This window comes from Bradyrhizobium sp. CCBAU 45389, from assembly GCF_028128625.1.
Classification (GTDB): Bacteria; Pseudomonadota; Alphaproteobacteria; order Rhizobiales; family Xanthobacteraceae; genus Bradyrhizobium; species Bradyrhizobium liaoningense_B.
Genome location: NZ_LBIY01000099.1, coordinates 435,767 through 455,692, shown reverse-complemented (window position 1 = coordinate 455,692; position 19,926 = coordinate 435,767). Strand labels below are relative to the sequence as shown.

General features: G+C 64.3%; 19 protein-coding genes. 7 read left to right on the top strand and 12 right to left on the bottom strand.

All coding sequences use genetic code 11. The features are described from left to right. The first annotated feature begins 188 nt into the window (after window positions 1-188). Window positions 189-1,754, top strand: a complete 1,566-nt coding sequence (locus XH79_RS41365; protein WP_271585444.1) for an SUMF1/EgtB/PvdO family nonheme iron enzyme — start codon at window positions 189-191, stop codon at window positions 1,752-1,754. Between the two features lie 17 nt (window positions 1,755-1,771). Continuing rightward, window positions 1,772-2,215 carry a DUF4399 domain-containing protein gene (locus XH79_RS41360; protein WP_271585443.1) on the top strand — a complete coding sequence of 148 codons (444 nt, stop codon included), beginning with the start codon at window positions 1,772-1,774 and terminating at the stop codon, window positions 2,213-2,215. Here the strand turns inward: XH79_RS41360 and XH79_RS41355 are convergent, their stop codons facing one another. The 10 genes from XH79_RS41355 to pqqA form a co-directional block, all read right to left on the bottom strand. Beyond that, window positions 2,216-3,271: a 2-oxoacid:ferredoxin oxidoreductase subunit beta gene (locus XH79_RS41355; protein ID WP_212339802.1), complete on the bottom strand. Its 1,056-nt coding sequence runs from the start codon at window positions 3,269-3,271 to the stop codon at window positions 2,216-2,218. Continuing rightward, window positions 3,268-5,115: a 2-oxoacid:acceptor oxidoreductase subunit alpha gene (locus tag XH79_RS41350; protein ID WP_212339801.1), complete on the bottom strand. Its 1,848-nt coding sequence runs from the start codon at window positions 5,113-5,115 to the stop codon at window positions 3,268-3,270. Before XH79_RS41350 ends, XH79_RS41355 begins: the two co-directional genes overlap by 4 nt. Next, complete coding sequence (locus XH79_RS41345) at window positions 5,085-6,884, bottom strand: FAD-dependent oxidoreductase (RefSeq protein ID WP_212339800.1); 1,800 nt, start codon at window positions 6,882-6,884, stop codon at window positions 5,085-5,087. Before XH79_RS41345 ends, XH79_RS41350 begins: the two co-directional genes overlap by 31 nt. 239 nt (window positions 6,885-7,123) lie before the next feature. Next, window positions 7,124-7,801, bottom strand: coding sequence for a DUF4286 family protein (locus XH79_RS41340; RefSeq protein WP_212339799.1), 678 nt, complete (start codon window positions 7,799-7,801; stop codon window positions 7,124-7,126). Window positions 7,802-7,955: 154 nt separating this feature from the next. Continuing rightward, entirely contained in the window at window positions 7,956-8,942 is a 987-nt protein-coding gene (gene pip, locus XH79_RS41335) for a prolyl aminopeptidase (protein WP_271585442.1), read from the bottom strand. Beyond that, window positions 8,932-10,125, bottom strand: coding sequence for a pyrroloquinoline quinone biosynthesis protein PqqE (gene pqqE, locus XH79_RS41330; protein WP_271585441.1), 1,194 nt, complete (start codon window positions 10,123-10,125; stop codon window positions 8,932-8,934). Before pqqE ends, pip begins: the two co-directional genes overlap by 11 nt. After that, window positions 10,122-10,433, bottom strand: coding sequence for a pyrroloquinoline quinone biosynthesis peptide chaperone PqqD (gene pqqD / locus XH79_RS41325; protein WP_018641076.1), 312 nt, complete (start codon window positions 10,431-10,433; stop codon window positions 10,122-10,124). Before pqqD ends, pqqE begins: the two co-directional genes overlap by 4 nt. Window positions 10,434-10,444: 11 nt before the next feature. Further along, window positions 10,445-11,224: a pyrroloquinoline-quinone synthase PqqC gene (gene pqqC, locus XH79_RS41320; protein ID WP_271585440.1), complete on the bottom strand. Its 780-nt coding sequence runs from the start codon at window positions 11,222-11,224 to the stop codon at window positions 10,445-10,447. Next, window positions 11,221-12,150 carry a pyrroloquinoline quinone biosynthesis protein PqqB gene (pqqB, locus tag XH79_RS41315; RefSeq protein ID WP_212339794.1) on the bottom strand — a complete coding sequence of 310 codons (930 nt, stop codon included), beginning with the start codon at window positions 12,148-12,150 and terminating at the stop codon, window positions 11,221-11,223. The genes pqqC and pqqB overlap by 4 nt, the downstream gene beginning before the upstream one ends. 119 nt (window positions 12,151-12,269) lie before the next feature. Beyond that, window positions 12,270-12,350 carry a pyrroloquinoline quinone precursor peptide PqqA gene (pqqA, locus tag XH79_RS41310; RefSeq protein ID WP_007595659.1) on the bottom strand — a complete coding sequence of 27 codons (81 nt, stop codon included), beginning with the start codon at window positions 12,348-12,350 and terminating at the stop codon, window positions 12,270-12,272. A gap of 261 nt (window positions 12,351-12,611) precedes the next feature. Between pqqA and XH79_RS41305 the strand changes: the two genes are divergently transcribed. The 5 genes from XH79_RS41305 (at window position 12,612) to tarD (ending at window position 16,382) form a co-directional block, all read left to right on the top strand. Then, entirely contained in the window at window positions 12,612-12,869 is a 258-nt protein-coding gene (locus tag XH79_RS41305; RefSeq protein ID WP_130365152.1) for a DUF6894 family protein, read from the top strand. A gap of 82 nt (window positions 12,870-12,951) precedes the next feature. After that, window positions 12,952-14,352: an amidase family protein gene (locus XH79_RS41300; RefSeq protein ID WP_212339793.1), complete on the top strand. Its 1,401-nt coding sequence runs from the start codon at window positions 12,952-12,954 to the stop codon at window positions 14,350-14,352. A gap of 2 nt (window positions 14,353-14,354) precedes the next feature. After that, on the top strand, window positions 14,355-14,831 hold the full coding sequence (locus tag XH79_RS41295; RefSeq protein WP_271585439.1) for a glutathione peroxidase: 477 nt from the start codon (window positions 14,355-14,357) through the stop codon (window positions 14,829-14,831). An 11-nt stretch (window positions 14,832-14,842) separates the two neighbouring features. Beyond that, window positions 14,843-15,085: a DUF3297 family protein gene (locus XH79_RS41290; RefSeq protein ID WP_035730878.1), complete on the top strand. Its 243-nt coding sequence runs from the start codon at window positions 14,843-14,845 to the stop codon at window positions 15,083-15,085. Window positions 15,086-15,212: 127 nt separating this feature from the next. After that, window positions 15,213-16,382 (top strand): D(-)-tartrate dehydratase, encoded by a 1,170-nt coding sequence (tarD, locus tag XH79_RS41285; RefSeq protein ID WP_271585438.1) that lies wholly within the window; start codon window positions 15,213-15,215, stop codon window positions 16,380-16,382. A 386-nt stretch (window positions 16,383-16,768) separates the two neighbouring features. Here tarD and XH79_RS41280 read toward each other — a convergent pair whose 3' ends face one another. Beyond that, a complete protein-coding gene (locus XH79_RS41280) occupies window positions 16,769-18,214 on the bottom strand; it encodes an MmgE/PrpD family protein (protein WP_271585437.1) in 1,446 nt (481 codons plus the stop codon). A gap of 234 nt (window positions 18,215-18,448) precedes the next feature. Then, window positions 18,449-19,801, bottom strand: a complete 1,353-nt coding sequence (locus tag XH79_RS41275) for a malonyl-CoA decarboxylase (RefSeq protein WP_271585436.1) — start codon at window positions 19,799-19,801, stop codon at window positions 18,449-18,451. Between the last annotated feature and the right edge of the window lie 125 nt (window positions 19,802-19,926).

The window sequence follows — 19,926 nt, the reverse complement described above, 5'->3', positions numbered from 1 at the left end:
CCATGTGCGGCCTTAGTCGAACCTCGAGCCAGGAAGGTTCAATCGGCACGGGCCCTCGTTTTTTGGGAACTCGATGCTGACAGCCATTCGACATTGTCCCCATTCGTCAATGTGATAGCCTTCACAGGCGATTGCTTTTGGCAGTCGTAGAGTGGGGCCGCCTCTCGTCGTGTGTGGAGTCCCCCGCAATGGGCGAAATTCGCAACTTCAGATCCGGAAATCAGGACGAGCCGCCTCCACACGGCCCCATGCCTCGTCGTCTCGCGGCGATCATCGTCGGCGACATCGCTTCCTACAGTCGCATCATGCAGGCCGACGAGGAGGGAACGCATGTCCGCGTCAAGCGGATCGAGCGGGATATCATCCAGCCCAGCATCGTCGAGCACCATGGCACGCTGGTGAAGACGACGGGCGATGGCTTCATCGCCATCTTCGACAGCCCCGTCGAGGCCGTTCGATGCAGCATCGTCATCCAGCAGAATCTCATCGGCCGCAACGCCCCGCTTCCCAAGCATTCGCGGCTCGAATACCGGATTGGCGTCAATCTCGGCGACGTCATCGTGGAGCCGGATGACGTCTACGGCGACGGCGTCAACATCGCCACACGCATCGAGGGCATCGCGGAGCCCGGTCAGGTCTATATCTCGGGTGCGATCTACGAGCAGATCAAGCACAAGGTGGTGTGCGGCTACGAGTCGCTCGGCGATCGCAAGGTCAAGAACATCACGGATCCCGTACGCGTCTATCGCGTGCTGCCGGATGCAGACGCAGTCGGCAGGACGCGAAGCCGGCGCGAGAGCGTCCTGCTGATTCTTCTCATCACGGCATTGCTGGTGATTGCCGGCTACGTGCTTTGGTACGTGCTGGTGCAGCACCGCAGCCAGGTGGGGCAACAGGCTGCCGCTCCTCCGATCGCTGCGCCGTCGCCTTCGCCGGCGCCGCAATCCGCTCCGCCGTTACCGAGCCCGGCGGTGCCGGCACCTCAGGCCGCGCCCGCGGCTTCTCCGTTGCCCGCAACGGCGCCATCGCCCGCAGCATCGCCTTCACCATCCCCGGCATCCAGTCCATCGGTGACGCCGGTCCGCGAACCCCAGATGATCGCCGTTCGCGGCGGCAGCTTCGCGATGGGAAGCAATGATGATCCGAGCGAACGACCGGTCCACCAGGTCGCGATCAAGCCGTTCTCGATCGGAAAATATCCGGTGACGGTGCAGGAGTGGAACGAATGCGCCGCCGCCAAGGCGTGCGGATTCACGGCGATCGGCAAGGACGATGCTCCCGTCAGCAATGTGAGCTGGACCGACGCGCAGCAATATGCCGCCTGGCTCGCGCAGGCGACGAAGAAGCCGTACCGGCTTCCGAGCGAAGCCGAATGGGAATATGCGGCGCGCGGCGGAACGCAGACCAAATACTGGTGGGGCGACAGGCTCCAGCCGGGCATGGCCGGGTGCAAGGATTGCGGTGACCTTGCGGCCGAGCAGCCGGCCAAGGTCGGCAGCTTCAAGCCCAATCCATTCGGGCTTCACGACATGGGCGGCGGCATCGATCAGTGGGTCGAGGACTGTTGGCACAGGACCTATCAGGGCGCGCCGAACGACGGCTCGGCGTGGAGCAGCGTGGATTGCAGCTCTCACGTCCTGCGCTCGGGCTCCTGGAAGAACGACTCGCGATATGTGCGGCCATCCAACCGCGACGGTTACGACACCAATGTCCGTTACCCCACACATGGATTCCGGGTCGCGCTCAGTCCGTAAGTGCTGGAGTGGATTTGATGAAGATCATTTTTTGCGCCGCATTGGCGGCGGCGATCGCATTGCCTCCGGGCGCCGCCTATTCGCAGGGCAAGAGCGCGCCCAAGGATGCCAAGCTCTATTTCATCACCCCGCGTGACGGGCAGAAGGTTCGCGGCGGGTTCTGGGTCCGGTTCGGCTTGCGGAATATGGGCGTGACGCATGCCGGCGACGACTATCAGAACGCCGGCCATCATCACTTGCTGGTCGATGTCAACGATCCCATCGATCCCAAGGAGCCGATCCCGCAGGACAAGTCGCATCTGCATTTCGGGGCCGGGCAGACCGAAACCATGCTCGAACTTCCACCGGGGACGCACACGCTGCAACTGGTGCTCGGCGACGCCAAGCACTATCCGTTCGAGCCGCCCGTCGTGTCCGAGAAGATCACCATACGCGTCAGGCAACCGTTTGCCAGCAAGTGATCAGCGCAGGCTGGCGTTGATCTTGTCCAGCACCGCCGAGCCCGGGCAGAGCGTGTCCGCTTCCAGCGTGTTGAGCGGGGTTTCGACCGTGTTGAGATGCTCGTGCAGATCCTCCGCGTCCGGGTCGACATAGAGCAGGCCCGTGACGATCTGCCCCTTGGCGGCGTGCTTCGCGAGGAAGGTCTGTGCGCCCAAACGGTCATGCGGATCGTAGTCGGCGTCGATCTTGCGCAACGCGATCTTGCTGCCGTCATGCTGCTCGACCACCTGCACCGTGCCCGGCGCGTAATCGACAGCGATCGGATCGCGGCCGACCAGCACGTCGAGCCGGTTCACGGCGTCATTGTGCTCGCGGACATAGTCAAAACTCTTGGTCGAGCCGGCGTGGTTGTTGAAGGCGATGCAGGGGCTGATGACGTCGATGAAGGACGCGCCCTTGTGGCCGATCGCGGCCGCGATCAGCGGCACCAGCTGGCTCTTGTCGCCGGAGAACGAGCGCGCCACGAAGGTCGCGCCCAGCTGCAGCGCGATTGCGACGAGGTCGATGGCGTTGTCGGTGTTGGTGACGCCCTTCTTGCTCTTCGAGCCGCGGTCGGCGGTGGCCGAGAACTGGCCCTTGGTCAGGCCGTAGACGCCGTTGTTCTCGACGATGTAGGTCATGTTGACGCCGCGCCGGATCGAATGCGCGAACTGGCCGAAGCCGATCGAGGCGGAATCGCCGTCGCCGGAGACGCCGAGATAGATCAAATCGCGGTTGGCGAGGTTGGCGCCGGTGAGCACGCTGGGCATGCGGCCGTGCACGGAGTTGAAGCCGTGCGAATTGCCGAGGAAATAGTCCGGCGTCTTCGACGAGCAGCCGATGCCGGAGATCTTGGCCACCCGATGCGGCTCGATCGAGAGCTCGTAGCAGGCCTCGATGATCGAGGCCGTGATCGAATCGTGGCCGCAGCCGGCGCACAGCGTCGAGATCTTGCCCTCATAGTCGCGGTGCGTGTAGCCGAGCTCGTTCTTCTTCAGGCCCGGATGATGGAATTTCGGCTTGGCAATATAGGTCATGACACGGCCTTGCGGAGCGGGGTCACCTTGAGGTGATCCTGGTGGTCGCCAATGGCTTTTGCGATGTAGCGGGCGGTAATCGGTGAACCGTCGTAGTGCACGATCGGAACGAGGCGGACGGGATCGATGCCGTTCTCGTTGACGATGAGCTGACGCAGCTGGCTGTCGCGGTTCTGCTCGACGACATAGACGAAGTCGTGCTCGGCGAGGAAGCTCGCCACGCTCGAATGGAACGGGAAGGCGCGGATGCGCATCCGGTCGAGCTGATGCCCGCGCGCCTCCAAAAGTCCGATCGCCTCGTCCATCGCCGGCGAGGTCGAGCCGAAATAGATCACGCCATATTTGGTCGGTCGTTCCGCATTGGCCTGCAGCGGCCGCGGCACCAGGTCCTGCGCGGTTTCGAACTTGCGCACCAGGCGCTGCATGTTGTCCGCGTAGACCGTGCCTTCCTCCGAATAGCGCGCATAGCGGTCGCGCGAGGTGCCGCGGGTGAAATAGGAGCCCTTGGTCGGATGCGTGCCGGGATAGGTGCGGTAGGGGATGCCGTCGCCGTCGACGTCGAGATAGCGGCCGAAGTCGCGGCCCTCTTCCAGCATCTCCGCGGTCATGATCTTGCCGCGGTCATATTGCCGGGCGTCGTCCCACTTCAGCGGGCGGCAGAGCCGGTGGTTCATGCCGATGTCGAGGTCGAGCATCAGGAAGATCGTGGTCTGCAGCCGCTCGGCGAGATCGAAGGAGGCAGCCGCGAACTCGAAGGCTTCGGCTGGATCTTCCGGGAACAGCAGCACATGCTTGGTGTCGCCGTGCGAGGCATAGGCGCAGGCGATGATGTCGCATTGCTGGGTGCGCGTCGGCATGCCGGTGGAGGGGCCGGCGCGCTGGATGTTCATGATCACGGCCGGGATCTCGGCGAAATAGGAGAGGCCGATGAACTCCGTCATCAGCGAGATGCCGGGCCCCGAGGTCGCGGTGAAGGCGCGCGCTCCGTTCCAGGAGGCGCCGATGACGATGCCGATCGAGGCCAGCTCGTCCTCGCCCTGAACGATGGCGTATTTCGCCTTGCCGGTCTCGGGATCGTGGCGGTACTTCTTGCAATGGGCGGTGAAGGCCTCCGCCACCGATGAGGATGGCGTGATCGGATACCAGGCGCACACGGTGGCACCGCCATAGACGGCGCCGAGCGCGGCGGCGCTGTTGCCTTCGATGAAGATGCGGTCGCCGACCTTGTCGGACTTCTTCACCCTGAGCCCGATCGGGCATTTCAGGTTCTGCAAGGCCCAGTCGCGGCCGAGATGCAGCGCGTGGACGTTGGAGGAGAGCAGCTTCTCCTTGCCCTTGTACTGCTCGCCGATCAGCTGCTCGATCAGCTTCGGGTCCATGTCGAGCAGCGCCGAGAGGCTGCCGAGATAGATGATGTTCTTGAACAGCTGGCGCTGGCGCGGATCGGTATAGGTCGAGTTGGTGATCGCGGTGAGCGGCACGCCGATCACGGTGATGTCGTCGCGGAATTTCGTCGACGGCATCGGCTTGGTGGAATCGTAGAACAGATAGCCACCGGGCTCGATGCCGGCGACGTCCTTGTCCCAGGTCTGCGGGTTCATCGCCACCATCATGTCGACGCCGCCGCGGGCGCCGAGATGGCCGGCTTCCGTCACCCGCACCTCGTACCAGGTCGGCAGGCCCTGGATGTTGGAGGGGAAGATGTTGCGCGGGGACACCGGCACGCCGTGGCGCAGGATCGCGCGTGCGAACATCTCATTGGCGCTGGCCGAGCCCGAGCCGTTGACGTTGGCGAAGCGGACGACGAAGTCGTTTACGCTGCTGATCGGCTTTTTGTCGGACATGTCGAACCTGCGTGGGTCATATCGATGAAATATTTCTGCATGTCCCAGGCTCCGGTGGGACAACGCTCGGCGCACAGCCCGCAATGCAGGCAGACATCCTCGTCCTTCACCATCACGCGCCCGGTCTTGAGGTCGCTGGACACGTAGAGGTCCTGGTCGGGGCGCGGCGAGGGCGCCTTCAGGCGCTGGCGCAGATCGTCTTCCTCACCATTGTCCGTGAAGGTGATGCAGTCCATCGGGCAGATGTCGGCGCAGGCGTCGCACTCGATGCAGAGCGAGGTCGAGAACACCGTCTGCACGTCGCAGTTCAGGCAGCGCTCGGCTTCGCCCAGTGCGAGCTTGACGTCGTAGCCCAGCTCGACTTCGGCGCGGATGTCCTTCAGCGCGATGACCTTGTCGCGATGCGGCACCTTGAAGCGCTTGTCGTTGGAGATGTCGTTGTCATAGCTCCATTCGTGGATGCCCATCTTCTGCGAGGAGATTTGCACCTCCGGCAGCGGGCGCTCGGTGATGTCCTCGCCCGACAGCATCTTGTGGATCGACAATGCGGCGTCATGGCCGTGCGCGACCGCCCAGATGATGTTCTTCGGCCCGAATGCGGCATCGCCGCCGAAGAACACTTTCGGATTGGTCGAGGCGAAGGTCTTGGGATCGACCTGGGGCATGTGCCATTTGTCGAATTCGATGCCGCAATCCTGCTCGATCCAGGGGAAGGCGTTCTCCTGGCCGACCGCGACCAGCACGTCGTCGCAGGGAATGGTCTGATCGGGATCGCCCGAAGGCACCAGATTGCGGCGGCCCTTTGCGTCGTATTCGGCTTTGACGTGCTGGAAGCTGACGCCGATCAGCTTGCCGGCGACATGCTTGAATGCCACCGGCACCATGTAGTTGAGGATCGGGATATCCTCGTGGATCGCGTCTTCCTTCTCCCAGGGCGAGGCCTTCATCTCCTCGAAGCCGGAACGCACGACCACCGTGACTTTCTCGCCGCCGAGGCGGCGCGCGGTGCGGCAGCAGTCCATCGCGGTGTTGCCGCCGCCGAGCACGATGACGCGCTTTCCGATCTTGTCGACATGGCCGAACGACACATTGGCCAGCCACTCGATGCCGATATGGATGTTGGCGGCGGCTTCTTTCCGACCGGGAATGTCGAGCTCGCGGCCGCGCGGCGCGCCGGAGCCGACGAAGATCGCGTCGTATTTCTCCGCGAGCAGCGACTTCATGCTCTCGATGCGATGGCCGCCCTTGAAGTCGACGCCGAGACCCAGGATGTAGCCGGTCTCCTCGTCGATGACGGAATTGGGCAGGCGGAATTTCGGGATCTGCGAGCGCATCATGCCGCCGGCTTCGGGATCGCCGTCGAACACGGTGCAATGATAGCCGAGCGGCGCGAGATCGCGTGCAACGGTCAACGACGCCGGACCGCCGCCCACAAGGGCAACACGCTTGCCGTTCTTCGGCGAAGGCCGCGGCAGGCGCTGCTTGATGTCGTCCTTGAAATCAGCGGCAACGCGCTTGAGGCGGCAGATCGCGACCGGATTTTCCTCGACGCGTCCGCGGCGGCACGCCGGCTCGCAGGGACGATCGCAGGTGCGTCCCAGAATTCCGGGAAACACATTCGATTTCCAATTGATCATATAGGCGTCGCTGTAGCGGCCTTGTGCGATCAGTCGGATGTATTCGGGAACCGGGGTGTGCGCTGGACAGGCCCACTGGCAATCGACCACTTTGTGAAAGTAGTCGGGGGCCGCGATATCGGTCGGTTTCATTCCTACCCTGTCCGCGCAGGCTCAAAGACCCCCGCGGCCTTTTCTTGAGCTTGGCGAGCGCTTAGCGCGCTTCGATCCGGTTTCTGAATGACGTCATTGGGTTAGCTTATTAGAACCATTCCGAAGCACAACGGCAAATTTGGGTGATTACCCGCTTTCATGGGAGCTGCGCGTGCACAGCATTAACGCGCCGCGCGCAGCATGCGGCGGTGCAATATGTTGCGATGCGGATGGCCGCTTCAGCCGCGCGCGATGTCGCTCTTTGCGAGGTCCCACATCAGGCAGTAGGTGCCCACCGAGACCGGAAGCGGGAAGGGTGATGCAGTGGGACCGGTGAAGCGCTCGGCGATGACCGCCGAGACTGCGCCGACATGCGTGCCGTCGATCAGCACGAACCAGTCGCGTGCACCTTCGTTGCGCACTGCCGGAATCTCGGGCGTTGCGCCCGACAATTCCGGCTCGCTCTCGAGCAGATGCATCGAGATGATGCCGGCGTGCTTTTCCGGTGCCAGGTTTTCTTGCAGTGCATCACGCCAAGGTGCGGCATTGTCAGGCGTCGGCCGCAGCCGCACCACGCCGAGCGCCGTCCCACGTCCGGTGCCGTTGCTGATCGTGATGCGCGCGACCACGCGCAGCATGTCCTTGAAACGCGCCATGGTCTGTCGCGACCAGTCGGTCGGATTGGCGAGCCGCGCCTTGTAGGCGGGGCTGTCGAGCACGTCGAGCGTCGCGGTCGAATAGAGGCAGAGATACTTTGGATTGGCGGCGTGCGCGACATAGCGCCGCGCTTCCAGGAAGCCCTCGATCGCGACGCGCTCTTCCAGATGCTCGCGATCGTACCAGCGATTGAACTCGACCTCATCCGAAACGTCGATGTTCATCGACGTCAGCAGCATGCCTTTCCCGGCGAGCGGCATTGTTCTTGTCCTTCCATGCTCGCCCCTCATGGTTCTACCGGACGATGCCGCGCATCGCCGGGAGAACCATGAAGGCCCCCGCTATTGCATCTCGGCCTTTCATCCTTCGAGACGCGCGCGAAGGGCGCGCTCCTCAGGATGAGGGGATAGATCCTTATCGCGGAATCTTCGACGCAAGGTCGGCGATCGACTTCATGACCGCGTCCCTCACGCCGCCATCATAGAGCGAATGCCCGGCATCTTCCACGATGCGAATCTCGGAACCGGGCCAGACTTTCGCAAGGGCATGCGATGTCTCGGGCGGGCACAACAGATCGTAGCGGCCCTGGACGATGATGCCGGGGATTCCCTTGAGCCGGCCCGCGTTCCGCAGCAGCTGGTTTGCGGTCATGAAGCTGTCGTTGATGAAATAATGCGCTTCCATGAACGGGGTCGCCGGCAATGTGCGCCAGACGTTCAGCGCGGCGAGGTCAAGCCGTGTCTTCGCAGGCTTGTGTTCGGACAAGATGCGTTCGGTGTCGTGCCAGGCCTTCGCCGCCGGGCCATGCACGGCCGGGTCGGCGTCGAGGATGCGGCGCCAACAGGCGTCCACCGGCTGGTCGCGCTCTTCTAGCGGCAGCACGCTGAGGAAATCCTCGTAAAGCGAGGGATAGAATTGCGACAGGCGCGAGGTGAAGGCCGTCACGACCTCGGCCCGCGTGCCCAGGAAGGTTGCGCGGAGCGCGATGCCCGAGACGCGCTCGGGATGCGCCTCGGCATACGCCAGCGCCAGCGTCGCGCCCCAGGAGCCGCCGACCACCATCCAGCGCGAGATGCCGAACTTCTCGCGGATCTTCTCCATGTCCGCGATCAGATGCGCCGTGGTGTTGTGCTCGCGCGATCCCTTGGGACGGCTGCGGCCGCAGCCGCGCTGGTCGAACAGCACGGCGCAGAAGCGGTCGGGATCGAACAGCCGGCGATGATCGGGCTGGCAGCCGCTGCCGGGCCCGCCATGCAGATAGACCGCAGGGATTCCGTCGGCGCGGCCGACGCTCTCGAGATAAAGCTCATGGCCGTCGCCGACATCGAGCATGTCGGAGGTCAGCGGCGCAAAGGGGTCGGCACGCCTGACTGAGCTGGCCGCGTCGGCGTCAGGCGCCATTGTCGGATTCCAGGGTGCCGCCCGCGAAGTTGCGGTAGAGGAAGCGGTTGGTCTCGCCCTCGGCCTCGCGCTCGGCCTGCTTGAAAATGGTCTCGTGCAGCGGCGACAGCGCGCAGGCCGGATCGGTGTTGGCGGCATCGCCCGTCAGCGCAAAGGCCTGGCAGCGGCAGCCGCCGAAATCGATCTCGCGGAATTCGCAAGATTTGCACGGCTCCTTCATCCAGCCGGTGCCGCGATAGCGGTTGAAGGCCTCGGAGTTCTGCCAGATCCAGGCGATCGAATGGTTGGAGCGCACGGATTCGAAGTCGAGCCCGGTGATGCTCTCGGCGGCGTGGCAGGGCAGCACCTTGCCGGCGGGCGAGATGTTGAAGAACTGCCGGCCCCAGCCGCCCATGCACTTCTTCGGCCGCAGCGCGTAATAATCCGGCACGACGTAGTCGATGGTCAGCCGGCCCTTCAGCCGTTCGCGCGCCTCCTCGACGAGGCGGGTGCATTCGTCGAGCTGCGCCACGGTCGGCATCAGGGCGGCGCGGTTCTTCAGCGCCCAGCCGTAATACTGGACATTGGCGACCTCGAGCCGGTCGGCATCGAGATCGATCGCCATCTGGATGATATCGGGAAGGTGGTGCAGGTTCTGCCGGTGCATCACCGCGTTCACGGTGAGCGGCAGGTCGAGCTCGCGCGTCCATTTCGCGACCTCGAGTTTCTTGCGATGACCGTTCTTGTAGCCGGCGACGCGGTCGGCGAGGCCTTCCTCGACGCCCTGGAAAGAGATCTGGACATGGCAGAGCCCGGCATCGGCGAGATCGCTGAGCTTCTCGCGCGTCAGCAGCACGGCCGAGGTGATGAGGTTGGTGTAGAGGCCGGCGTCGCTGGCATGCTTCACCAGTTCGACGAGATCTTTCCGCGCCGTCGGCTCGCCGCCGGAGAAATGCACCTGCAGCACGCCGATCTCGGCGAGCTCGCTCAGCACTTTCTTCCACTCATCCGTGGTCAGCTCCTTGCCCGAGCGGTCGAGCTCGACCGGGTTGGAGCAGTACGGGCATTGCAGCGGGCAGCGATGGGTGATCTCCAGCAGCACGGCGAGCGGAATGCCGAAGGTCTCCGCCGTCGACCGTTGTTTCTCCAGCACCGCGAGGCTGTCGCTCATCCCGGGCTGGATGTTGCCGAGCACGTCGCTCATGACGTCTTCTCCCGGGCCTCGGTGAGGAAGCCCTTGTCGGCGAGATCCTGCAGCATGGCGATGACGTCGGTGAGGATCGCCTCGCGCGGCGCGGCATATTTCGCCGCCAGCTGATCGGCGACGTCGCCGACATTGCGCTCGCCGTTGCAGAGCTGCAAGACCTCGACTGCGATCTCATCCGGTGCCAGCACGCGCTCCGGCGCGAGGATCACCCAGACTTGTCGCGTCTCGTCATATTTCAGCTTGGCATGCCGCGGCAGCACGGGGCGGCTTGCCTCGCTGACGCTGATGTTCCGCGGCCCGGCCATTGCTTTATCCCTCAGCTCGCTTTGGGCACGAACGCGCCCGGCGGAATGTTGCCCTCGACATAGGCGTGCTGGAGCGCATCTAACTGCACCCACAGCACGTTGGTCTTGAAGATCAGCGCGTTGCACACCAGCGCGCGCTGCTCCGGCGTCGTGGCATGCGCCTTGACATAGTCGAGCGCGAAATTGGCATCGCGCGGCGCCTGTGTCAGGCGGCGCTTGAAGTAGCTCATGATATCAGGGTTGACGAAGTCGTAGTGCTCCAGCATCCCGGAGATGCGCTCTTCGTGCAGGTTCGGCGCGAACAGCTCGGTGAGCGAGGAGGCGATCGCCTCCAGCGGGCTTTTTTCGCGGCAGTAGTGCACGTAGGCTTCCACCGCGAAGCGGGTCGCCGGCAGAATGCCTTCGGTGGATTCCACATAAGCGGTGTCGAGGCCGAGGCCTTCGGTCAGCTTGAGCCAGCGCTCGATGCCGCCCTCGCTGCCGACATCGCCGTCATGGTCCTCGATGCGGTGGCGCCATTCCACGCGCGTGGCGCGGTCGCGGAAGCGCGAGATCACCACCGCGTCCTTGATCGGGATGGTGCTCTGGTAATAGTAGCGGTTGAGCGCCCAGGCCTGCACCTGGCCCTTGTTGAGCTTGCCGCCATGCAGCAGCTTATGGAACGGATGCAGGCTATGATAGCGCGTCGCCCCGATATGGCGCAGCGTCGCCTCCAGCTCTTCGGCGCTCGTGAGCCTGATGTTCTTGCCGATCGAGAGCGCGGTCATTCCAGTCAGTGACGCGGCATTCACAGCACGATCTCCGTTCCATCCCCAGGTATCTGCCAACCCGCCTGTTCGACCCTTTTACGCTCCGGTGAGGCGGGCAGCAGCGCCGGGTTCGAGTTATTGATATGCAGAAATATCTTCCTGTCGATATCGAGGTCGGCGAGGCGCGCAATCGCGCCGTCGGCGCCGGACATCGCGACATGGCCCATGCTCTTGCCGGTCTTGAAGCCGAGCCCGGCCTTGATCATCTCGTCGTCCTGCCAGACCGTGCCGTCGAAGAACACCAGCGCGGCGCCGTCGATCTCGGCCTTCAGCGCATCGGTGACCTCGGCACAGGCGGCGATAAAATAGAAGCACTTGCCGGTGGCCTTGTCGGTGACCTTCAGGCCCAGCGTGTCGCCGTCGCCGGTCTCGCCGCCGGGATGGGCCTTGCCTTCGAGATACCAGGCCGACTTGCCGGGCACGGCAAAGGGCAGCACCTCGAGTCCTGAACGCGCGCCGTCGGGCAGCCGCGGCTCGAACGGCTCGCTGACACCGATCGGCTGGCGCTTGACGTTCTTCTCGTTCAGCACATTGAAGATGCTGTTGCTGGCAAGGATCGCCAGCACCTTCTCATGCGCATAGACCGTGAAGGGCGAGCCTTCGCGCATCGACAGCAGACCCGCCACCGCATCGACTTCGCCGTTGGTCAGGATCACGCCCGCAACCGGCGTATGGCGCAGCGCGCCGGCCTTCGGATGCAGTTGCGGCGTGGCATTCAATTGCTGGCGAAGATCGGGCGAGGCGTTGATCAGGAACCAGTGCTCGCCATCGCCGCTGAAGGCAACCGAGGCCTGGGTTCGATGGAGCTCATGTCCATTCGCACGGGCCGCGCGGCAGCCCTCGCAACCGCAATTCCACTGCGGCACTCCGCCGCCGGCCCCTGCGCCCAGGACGACGACGCGAAGCATGATCCGTCTCCTGGAAGCAACGTCGCGAGGTGAATCTCAGGCCGGCACGGCTTCCGTCATCCGGAAACCAATCGTGACCGAAAGATCCACCTGCGCAGAACGCAAAGCTGACCAACCGCTTACTTGCGGGTGGCGCTCACATACATGTTGATTTCCATGCCGCAGGGCACTTCGACGATCTTCGGGGCTTTCCAGGCCATTTGGCTCTCCATTTTCGCGAATTCGGACGTGTCCGCCCGCAGATAAATTAATGCGGGCGGAAAAGTTCGCCAGTGAAATTTTCCCGACCTAGGTAGTAGGCTGGCGGAATTGTTGCACCGCAAAGAGAGCGCATTGCGGCCGTAAAGATGAGCGAATGACATCCGCAAAATTGTCGATAGGTCGTGATCCCTGTCGGGATAAACCAGTTGTGAGTATGAAACGGCTTCCAATCGACTACAGGCGACCCCATTGGATCAGGCATGCCCAGATATTTCTTCAACACCCGTATCGGCGATGAATTGATCGTGGATCCTGACGGCGAGGACCTGCGCAATCCCGATCGCGCCTGGGAGGTCGCCCGCCAGATGATCCTGGAGGTCCTGAAGTCGGAAGGAACCCAGCCGGCGCTGCTGGAGGCGGTCATCGAGGTCACCGATTCCGACGGGGAGATCGTGCTGGAATTCCCCTTCACCGAGGCGCTGCTGGACATGCCGGACCAGTCGGCGACACGGCACTAGCTCCCGCCCTTCGCCCCTGCGAAATCCGCATGGCTTTGCTGCGTTCCCGGCGCTAAAAGACGCCGGTCATACGGAGCAAGCCATGCAAGATCTCTGGCGCCTGTCGGCCGCCGACCTCGCCACCCTCGTCAGGTCCAAAAAGGTGTCCGCCCGGGAGGCGGCCAAGGCCGGCCTCGCCCGCCTGGATGCGGTCAATCCCGCACTCAATGCCGTGATCGATCACCGTCCGGAGGACGTGCTCAAGCAGGCCGACGCCGTCGATGCCGCAATTGCCAGGGGCGAGGACCCCGGCGTGCTCGCCGGCGTGCCCGTCACCATCAAGGCCAATGTCGACCAGGAGGGCTTTGCCACCACCAACGGCCTCAAGCTGCAGCGCGACCTGATCGCGCGCGAGGACAATCCGGTGGTCGCCAATTTCCGCAAAGCCGGCGCCGTTCTGCTTGGCCGCACCAATTGCCCGGCCTTCTCCTACCGTTGGTTCACCACCAACTTGGTCCATGGCGACACCAAGAACCCCCGCGATGCCTCGCTGACGCCGGGCGGCTCCTCCGGCGGCGCCGGCTCGGCGGTCGCGGCCGGCATTGGCCACATCGCCCACGGCACCGACATCGCCGGCTCGATCCGCTACCCCGCCTATGCCTGCGGCGTGCACGGCCTGCGCCCGACGCTCGGCCGCATCCCCGCCTTCAACCCAGTGCTGCCGGAGCGCCCGATCGGCCCGCAGATCATGGCGGTGTCCGGACCGCTGGCCCGCACCGTGAATGATCTGCGCATCTCGCTCGAAGCGATGTCGGCCCGCGACATCCGCGATCCCTGGTATGTCCCGGCGCCGCTGGAAGGCCCGGCGAGGCCCAAGCGTGCCGCGCTCTGCCTCAATCCGAACGGCCTTGCCACGACGCCGGAGGTGAAGGCCGCGGTGAGCGATGCCGGCAAGCGTCTCGAGCGCGCCGGTTGGACGGTTGACGTCATCGAGGATACCCCGCCGATGCGCGAGGCGGTCGAGTGGCAGATCAAGCTGTGGCTCGGCGACGGCTACGAGGCCCAGCTGGAAATGGCCGAGCGCGAAGGCGATCCCGGCGCGCTGGCGTGCCTGCGCGGCAACCGCGCAAGGGTGACGCCGATGGACCAGGCCAACTACGCCAAGGCGCTGACCCGAAGAGCCACGCTGACGCGCGACTGGATGCTGTTCTTCGAAAAATACGCCGTGCTGCTGACGCCGGTCTCCGGCGAATTGCCGTTCCCCGATCATCTCGACCGCAAGGATGACGAATCCTTCAAGCGCGTCTGGGAAGCGCAGCTGCCGCAGATCGCGATTCCCTTCATGGGCCTGCCCGGCCTCGCGGTCTCCACCGGTCTCGTCGGCAAGGCGCCGGTCGGCGTGCACATCGTCTCCGGCCGTTACCGCGAGGACCTGTGCCTGCTCGCGGGCGAAGCGATCGAGGCCGGCGGCGTGCCGCCGTCGCCGATCGACCCCGTGGGTTAGCGATGCCTGCGATCTACGACTTCAAGGCCAACTCGCTTGCCGGCGACGAAGTGCCGATGCGCCGGTTCGAGGGACAGGTGCTGCTGATCGTCAACACTGCGAGCAAATGCGGTTTCACGCCGCAATATCGCGGCCTCGAGGATCTCTATCGCGATCTGTCGCCGCGCGGCTTCTCGGTGCTCGGCTTTCCCTGCAACCAGTTCGGCGCGCAGGAGCCGGGGCAGGCGAGCGAGATCCAGGAATTCTGCTCGACCCATTACGACGTCACCTTTCCCCTGTTCGAGAAGATCGACGTCAACGGCGCCAATGCGCATCCCTTGTATGAGTACCTGAAACGTCAGCAATCCGGCCTGTTAGGGGCCTCCATCAAATGGAATTTCACCAAATTCCTGGTGGACCGTGCCGGCAAGGTGATCGCGCGCTACGCGCCGACCGCAAAGCCGGAAGGATTGCGGCAGCAAATCGAAACACTGTTGTGAGCGAGACAATCATGAGCGACGAATTTCCGGACCGCCTGTCGGTCGATCCGAACAGCCCGTACTACAACGCGGACATCCTGGCGCGCGACGTCGGCATCCGCTTCAAGGGCATCGAGAAGACCAATGTCGAGGAGTACTGCATCAGCGAAGGCTGGGTCCGCGTCACCGCCGGCAACGCCAAGGACCGCTACGGCAATCCGCTGACCATCAAGGTGCATGGTCCGGTCGAGCCGTATTTTCGGGATAAGAAATAACCCACTGTCATTCCGGGGCTCGCGAAGCGAGAACCCGGAATCTCGAGATTCCCCGGTGCGCAATTGCGCACCTGAGGTCTGGTCCTTCGGACCATCCCGGAATGACGCCAATAGAAAGCCAACCCCCATGTCCGTCCGCATCGTCGACGTCCGCGAAATCACAAAACCGATCTCGTCCCCGATCCGCAACGCCTATATCGACTTCACCAAGATGACGACGAGCCTGGTTGCCGTCGTCACCGACGTCGTACGCGACGGCAAGCGCGTGGTCGGCTACGGCTTCAACTCCAACGGCCGCTACGGGCAGGGCGGGTTGATCCGCGAGCGCTTTGCCTCGCGCATTCTGGAGGCCGATCCGAAGTCGCTGCTGGATAGCGCCGGCGACAATCTCGACCCCGACAAGGTCTGGGGTGCGATGATGACCAACGAGAAGCCCGGCGGCCATGGCGAGCGCTCGGTCGCGGTCGGCACCATCGACATGGCGGTGTGGGACGCGGTGGCGAAGATCGCGGGCAAGCCGCTGTTCCGCCTGCTGGCCGAACGCCACGGCGTCAAGGCCAATCCGCGCGTCTTCGTCTACGCCGCCGGCGGTTATTACTATCCCGGCAAGGATCTTTCGATGCTGCGCGGCGAGATGCGCGGCTATCTCGACCGCGGCTACAACGTCGTCAAGATGAAGATCGGCGGCGCTGATATCGACGAGGATCGCACCCGCATCGAGGCGGTGCTGAAGGAGATCGGCAAGGACGCGCAGCTCGCCGTCGACGCCAACGGCCGCTTCAACCTGGAAACCGGAATCGCCTACGCAAAAATGCTGCGCGATTATCCCTTGTTCTGGTACGAGGAAGTCGGCGATCCCCTCGACTACGCGCTGCAGGCCGCGCTCGCCGAATTCTATCCCGGCCCGATGGCGACCGGCGAGAATCTGTTCAGCCACCAGGACGCCCGCAATTTGATCCGCTACGGCGGCATGCGCCCCGACCGCGACTGGCTGCAATTCGATTGCGCGCTGTCCTATGGCCTCTGCGAATACCAGCGCACGCTCGAAGTGCTGAAGACCTACGGCTGGTCGCCCAGTCGCTGCATCCCGCACGGCGGCCACCAGATGTCGCTCAACATCGCAGCCGGCTTAGGCTTAGGCGGCAACGAAAGCTACCCCGACCTGTTCCAGCCCTATGGCGGCTTCCCGGATGGTGTGCGCGTCGAGAACGGCCACATCACCATGCCGGATCTTCCCGGCATCGGCTTCGAAGGCAAGTCCGATCTCTACAAGGAGATGAAGGCGCTGGCGGAGTAGGCGGGCGCTGGGGCAAGAGCCGCGACGGCAGCGCCACACACTCGGTGTCGTCCCGGCCTAGTGCGCAATTGCGCACGGGGGGCCGGGACCCATAACCCCAGGGAGGAGTTATGGCGCGAGCCGGCAACCACGATCTTCGCCAAACCCAATCCCGTGGCTATGGGTCCCGGCCTTCGCCGGGACGACGGCCGAGTTTGTGGCCACGTTCACTGGCTATTCGGCGACGTTTGCGGCCACGACCTCGCCAATTCCTCCGCTGTCATGCCCCGGCTTGACCGGGGCATCCAGTACGCCGCGGCGGATGTGGCGGGAGCGCGCTCTTCAACGCCGGCTTCTGGAATACTGGATCGCCCGGTCAGGCCGGGCGATGACACTGAGTTTGCCCCTCACCCCCGTTGCAGCAGCGGCCGCAGGCTGCGAATGTCAGCCACCGCCTCGATCCCGTACACCGACTTGATCAGCTGCTCGCTCTTCTCCGCGCCCACCACCGGCGCGATCAGGTCGCGGGCCTTGTCGATCACCTCCTCGCGCGTCATCGGGTTGCGCGGGGTGCCGCGCACGGCGGTGACGCGCTCGGAGAGGCGGGTGCCGTCGGCGAGCTCGATCTCGACGATTGCGACGCGCACCGGCAGCTGCTTTGCCAGCTCCTCGTCGCGCACCAAATTCACCTTGGCGCGCTCCTTCAGCACCGTCGCATCCTGCATGCGCGGCTTGTCGTGCGCGGCGTGGAAGGAGGCGGTCTTGTCGAGCAGCATCACCGCGATCATGTGCTGCAGGCAGATGTCGGGGATGTCGCGGTTGTCCACGACCTCGGCGACCGACGGCGCAAGGCGCACCGTCACGCCCTTGACCTCTCCGGCCTCGAACGCCTGCTTGCTGCGGATCGCATAGATCGCATCGAGCGGTCCCTGGATCGGCGAGCCCACGGTCCATTTCTTGATGTCGGTGCCCGCGATCTCGTAGCGCTCGCCGAGTTTTTCGACGAGCTTTGCGGTCGCAGCCTTCGGCGCATAGGCCAGGAAATAATTATCCGGCCCCGAGAACACGTCGTCGACGCCGTTCCAGTCCGAGCGCACCAAGAGCGCCGCGGTCACGCCGTTGCGGGCCGGCATGCCGGCGAATACAAAACCCTTCTCGATATGGTCGACGTCGCGCCGCCACACGATGAAGCCGGAGGATTGCTGCGCGGCATAGTCGAGCACCCAGCGCATGCGCCGCGCGTCGAAGCCGGCGACACAGGCCGCCGCGGCCGAAGCGCAGAACGTGCCGGCAATGCTGTGCGTGCTCAGCACGCTCTCATAGCTGAAATCGGCGCCGCCCATTGCCATCACCACGCGCGTGCCGACGTCGTAGCCGAGCGTCACCGCGCGCAGGAAATGCCCGCCGTCGATGCCGAGATTTTCGCCGAGCGCAAGCGCCGCCGGCACCACCGAGCTGCCCGGATGCGAGCGCGACGGACTGTGTGAATCGTCAGTCTCGTCCGCGTGCGCCATCACGCCGTTGGCGAGCGCGGCCTCGACCGGCGATGCGTTAAGCGCGGTGCCGGCGACGGTCGATGCGCCCTGCGCCGCATTGGCGCGGATGTAGCGCTGCGCGGCCTGGCCGGGCGGCAGTTCCGACCCCGATATCATCGAGGCCAGCGTGTCGAGGATGTGGTGTTTTGCGTGCTCGACGATTTCAGGCGGCAGCGCGCGGGTTTTGGCGGCACTCATGTAATCGCACAGCGCCGTCATCTCGGGCCCCGTACTCGGGCCTTTGACACCGCGTGCTGGCGAAAGCGAGAGGCTGGCTGCCGTCGCTGCGGTCAGCCCGAGAAAGTCGCGTCGTTTCATGGTGTCCCGTCTTTGGTGCAGGAGCTGATGAAACGGATAGCGCTTATGAGAGCCGCATGTCCAGTAGCCTATAAATCTCCCGACGTCGTCCTGGACAAGCGCAGCGAAGCGGAGCGCTGATCCAGGACCCATTACCACAAGGCGCAGTTTTGCGAAGACTCGTGATTACCGATCTCGCACCGCAACTTCTCCCTGGGGTAATGGGTCCTGGCTTTCGCCAGGGGGACGAGGAGGCTACGACAGCCGCATATCCAGCAGCCGTCTTCCCTCGCCCTTCAGCAGCTTCTTCACCGCGCTCGACGCCACGACCTCGCCGTCATTGGCGTAGGCTTCGTGGTTCTTCTCGATGTCGTCGAGGCGGTAGAGGTAGTTGACCATCACGCCGGCGGACTCGCGCACGCCCTTCGGCGAAAGGTCACCCAGCCAGTTGATGCGCTCCAGCCTTGCGCCGTTGCCGAGATGGAAGCGGGCGACGGAGTCGATCAGCCGGCCCTTGGGCGTGCGCGCCTTCAGGAAATAATAGGCGGCGAGCGGCTCCAGCACGCCGCGGAGCAGCGTCGTCGTCTCGGGGCTCTCGAACCATTTGGGATCGTCGAGGCGCTTGAGCACCTCGCGGTCCTCGTCCGACAGCGGCAAATCCTTGTCCTGCTTCACCCATTGCATGAAGCCGGGGACCGGCGACAGCGTCACGAAGCTGTCGAGCTTGGGCAGCTCGCGGCGCAACTCCTCCACCACCTGCTTGATCAGGAAGCTGCCGAAGGAGATGCCGCCAAGACCGCGCTGGGTGTTGGAGATCGAATAGAACACGGCGGTGCGCGCCTTCTCGATCGGAAGGTACTGGCGATCGACGGCAAGCAGCGGCGCGATCGCGCCGGGGATGGTCTCGGTCAGCGCCACCTCGACGAAGATCAGCGGCTCGTCCACCATCGCGGGATGGAAGAAGGCGTAGCAGCGGCGGTCGACCGGATCGATGCGGCGGCGCAGATCGTCCCAGTCGGAGATCTCGTGGACGGCTTCGTAACGGATGATCTTTTCGAGGATGTTGGCCGGGGTCGACCAGTCAATCCGGCGCAGCACGAGAAACCCCCTGTTGAACCACGAAGAGAGAAGATGCGAGACGTCGCGATCGAGCGCGGCGAGATCGGTGTGCCCGTTCATCATGCTGAGCAAATCGGCGCGCATGGCGACGAGATCGCCGGTGCCGCCGGGCGCCCGGTTGAGGCGGCGGATCAGCTCCTGCCGCCGCGGCTCCGAGGCGAAATGCAGCGAGCTTGCGTCTTCGTCCGTCGGCTTGGCGCGCCACTTCTCGATCGCCGCGGACAGGCGTTCCCGGTCCGGGCCGAAATCGCGCACCAGCGCCTCGAAGAAGGCGCGGCGTCCCGCCGCATCCAGGTCCCTGTAGAGATCGAGCACCTCGCGTGCCATCGCGGTGCCGGAGGCTTCGCCCCGGCCCGACAGCAGTGCGCCGCAGAGCTCGATCAGCCCGTCGGCATCCTGTTTTGTGTCAGAGCCATCGCCGCGCCGAAGCAGCGTGCGGCCGCGCTCGGAGATCGTGGCGAGCAGGTCGGAGAAGAAGGCGTTGGCCATCTGGGCTTTCGAGTCCGGAATTGTGCGATGCGGAAGCTTACACGGGATTTAGGCGGAAGCCGATCACAATCAAGCAGGCGAATTTGGCAACTTTAGTTGGGCCGTGCGTTTGGAGAATGGCGGCA

Coding starts and splice junctions, on each gene's coding strand:
- pip (WP_271585442.1), bottom strand. CDS start 8,942: ATGGCGCCTGACGCCGACGCGGCCAGCTCAGTCAGGCGTGCCGACCCC.
- XH79_RS41305 (WP_130365152.1), top strand. CDS start 12,612: ATGCCCAGATATTTCTTCAACACCCGTATCGGCGATGAATTGATCGTG.
- XH79_RS41280 (WP_271585437.1), bottom strand. CDS start 18,214: ATGAAACGACGCGACTTTCTCGGGCTGACCGCAGCGACGGCAGCCAGC.
- XH79_RS41345 (WP_212339800.1), bottom strand. CDS start 6,884: ATGAAACCGACCGATATCGCGGCCCCCGACTACTTTCACAAAGTGGTC.
- XH79_RS41360 (WP_271585443.1), top strand. CDS start 1,772: ATGAAGATCATTTTTTGCGCCGCATTGGCGGCGGCGATCGCATTGCCT.
- tarD (WP_271585438.1), top strand. CDS start 15,213: ATGTCCGTCCGCATCGTCGACGTCCGCGAAATCACAAAACCGATCTCG.
- XH79_RS41300 (WP_212339793.1), top strand. CDS start 12,952: ATGCAAGATCTCTGGCGCCTGTCGGCCGCCGACCTCGCCACCCTCGTC.
- XH79_RS41275 (WP_271585436.1), bottom strand. CDS start 19,801: ATGGCCAACGCCTTCTTCTCCGACCTGCTCGCCACGATCTCCGAGCGC.
- pqqE (WP_271585441.1), bottom strand. CDS start 10,125: ATGAGCGACGTGCTCGGCAACATCCAGCCCGGGATGAGCGACAGCCTC.
- pqqD (WP_018641076.1), bottom strand. CDS start 10,433: ATGGCCGGGCCGCGGAACATCAGCGTCAGCGAGGCAAGCCGCCCCGTG.
- XH79_RS41365 (WP_271585444.1), top strand. CDS start 189: ATGGGCGAAATTCGCAACTTCAGATCCGGAAATCAGGACGAGCCGCCT.
- pqqB (WP_212339794.1), bottom strand. CDS start 12,150: ATGCTTCGCGTCGTCGTCCTGGGCGCAGGGGCCGGCGGCGGAGTGCCG.
- XH79_RS41340 (WP_212339799.1), bottom strand. CDS start 7,801: ATGCCGCTCGCCGGGAAAGGCATGCTGCTGACGTCGATGAACATCGAC.
- XH79_RS41290 (WP_035730878.1), top strand. CDS start 14,843: ATGAGCGACGAATTTCCGGACCGCCTGTCGGTCGATCCGAACAGCCCG.
- pqqA (WP_007595659.1), bottom strand. CDS start 12,350: ATGGCCTGGAAAGCCCCGAAGATCGTCGAAGTGCCCTGCGGCATGGAA.
- XH79_RS41350 (WP_212339801.1), bottom strand. CDS start 5,115: ATGTCCGACAAAAAGCCGATCAGCAGCGTAAACGACTTCGTCGTCCGC.
- XH79_RS41295 (WP_271585439.1), top strand. CDS start 14,355: ATGCCTGCGATCTACGACTTCAAGGCCAACTCGCTTGCCGGCGACGAA.
- XH79_RS41355 (WP_212339802.1), bottom strand. CDS start 3,271: ATGACCTATATTGCCAAGCCGAAATTCCATCATCCGGGCCTGAAGAAG.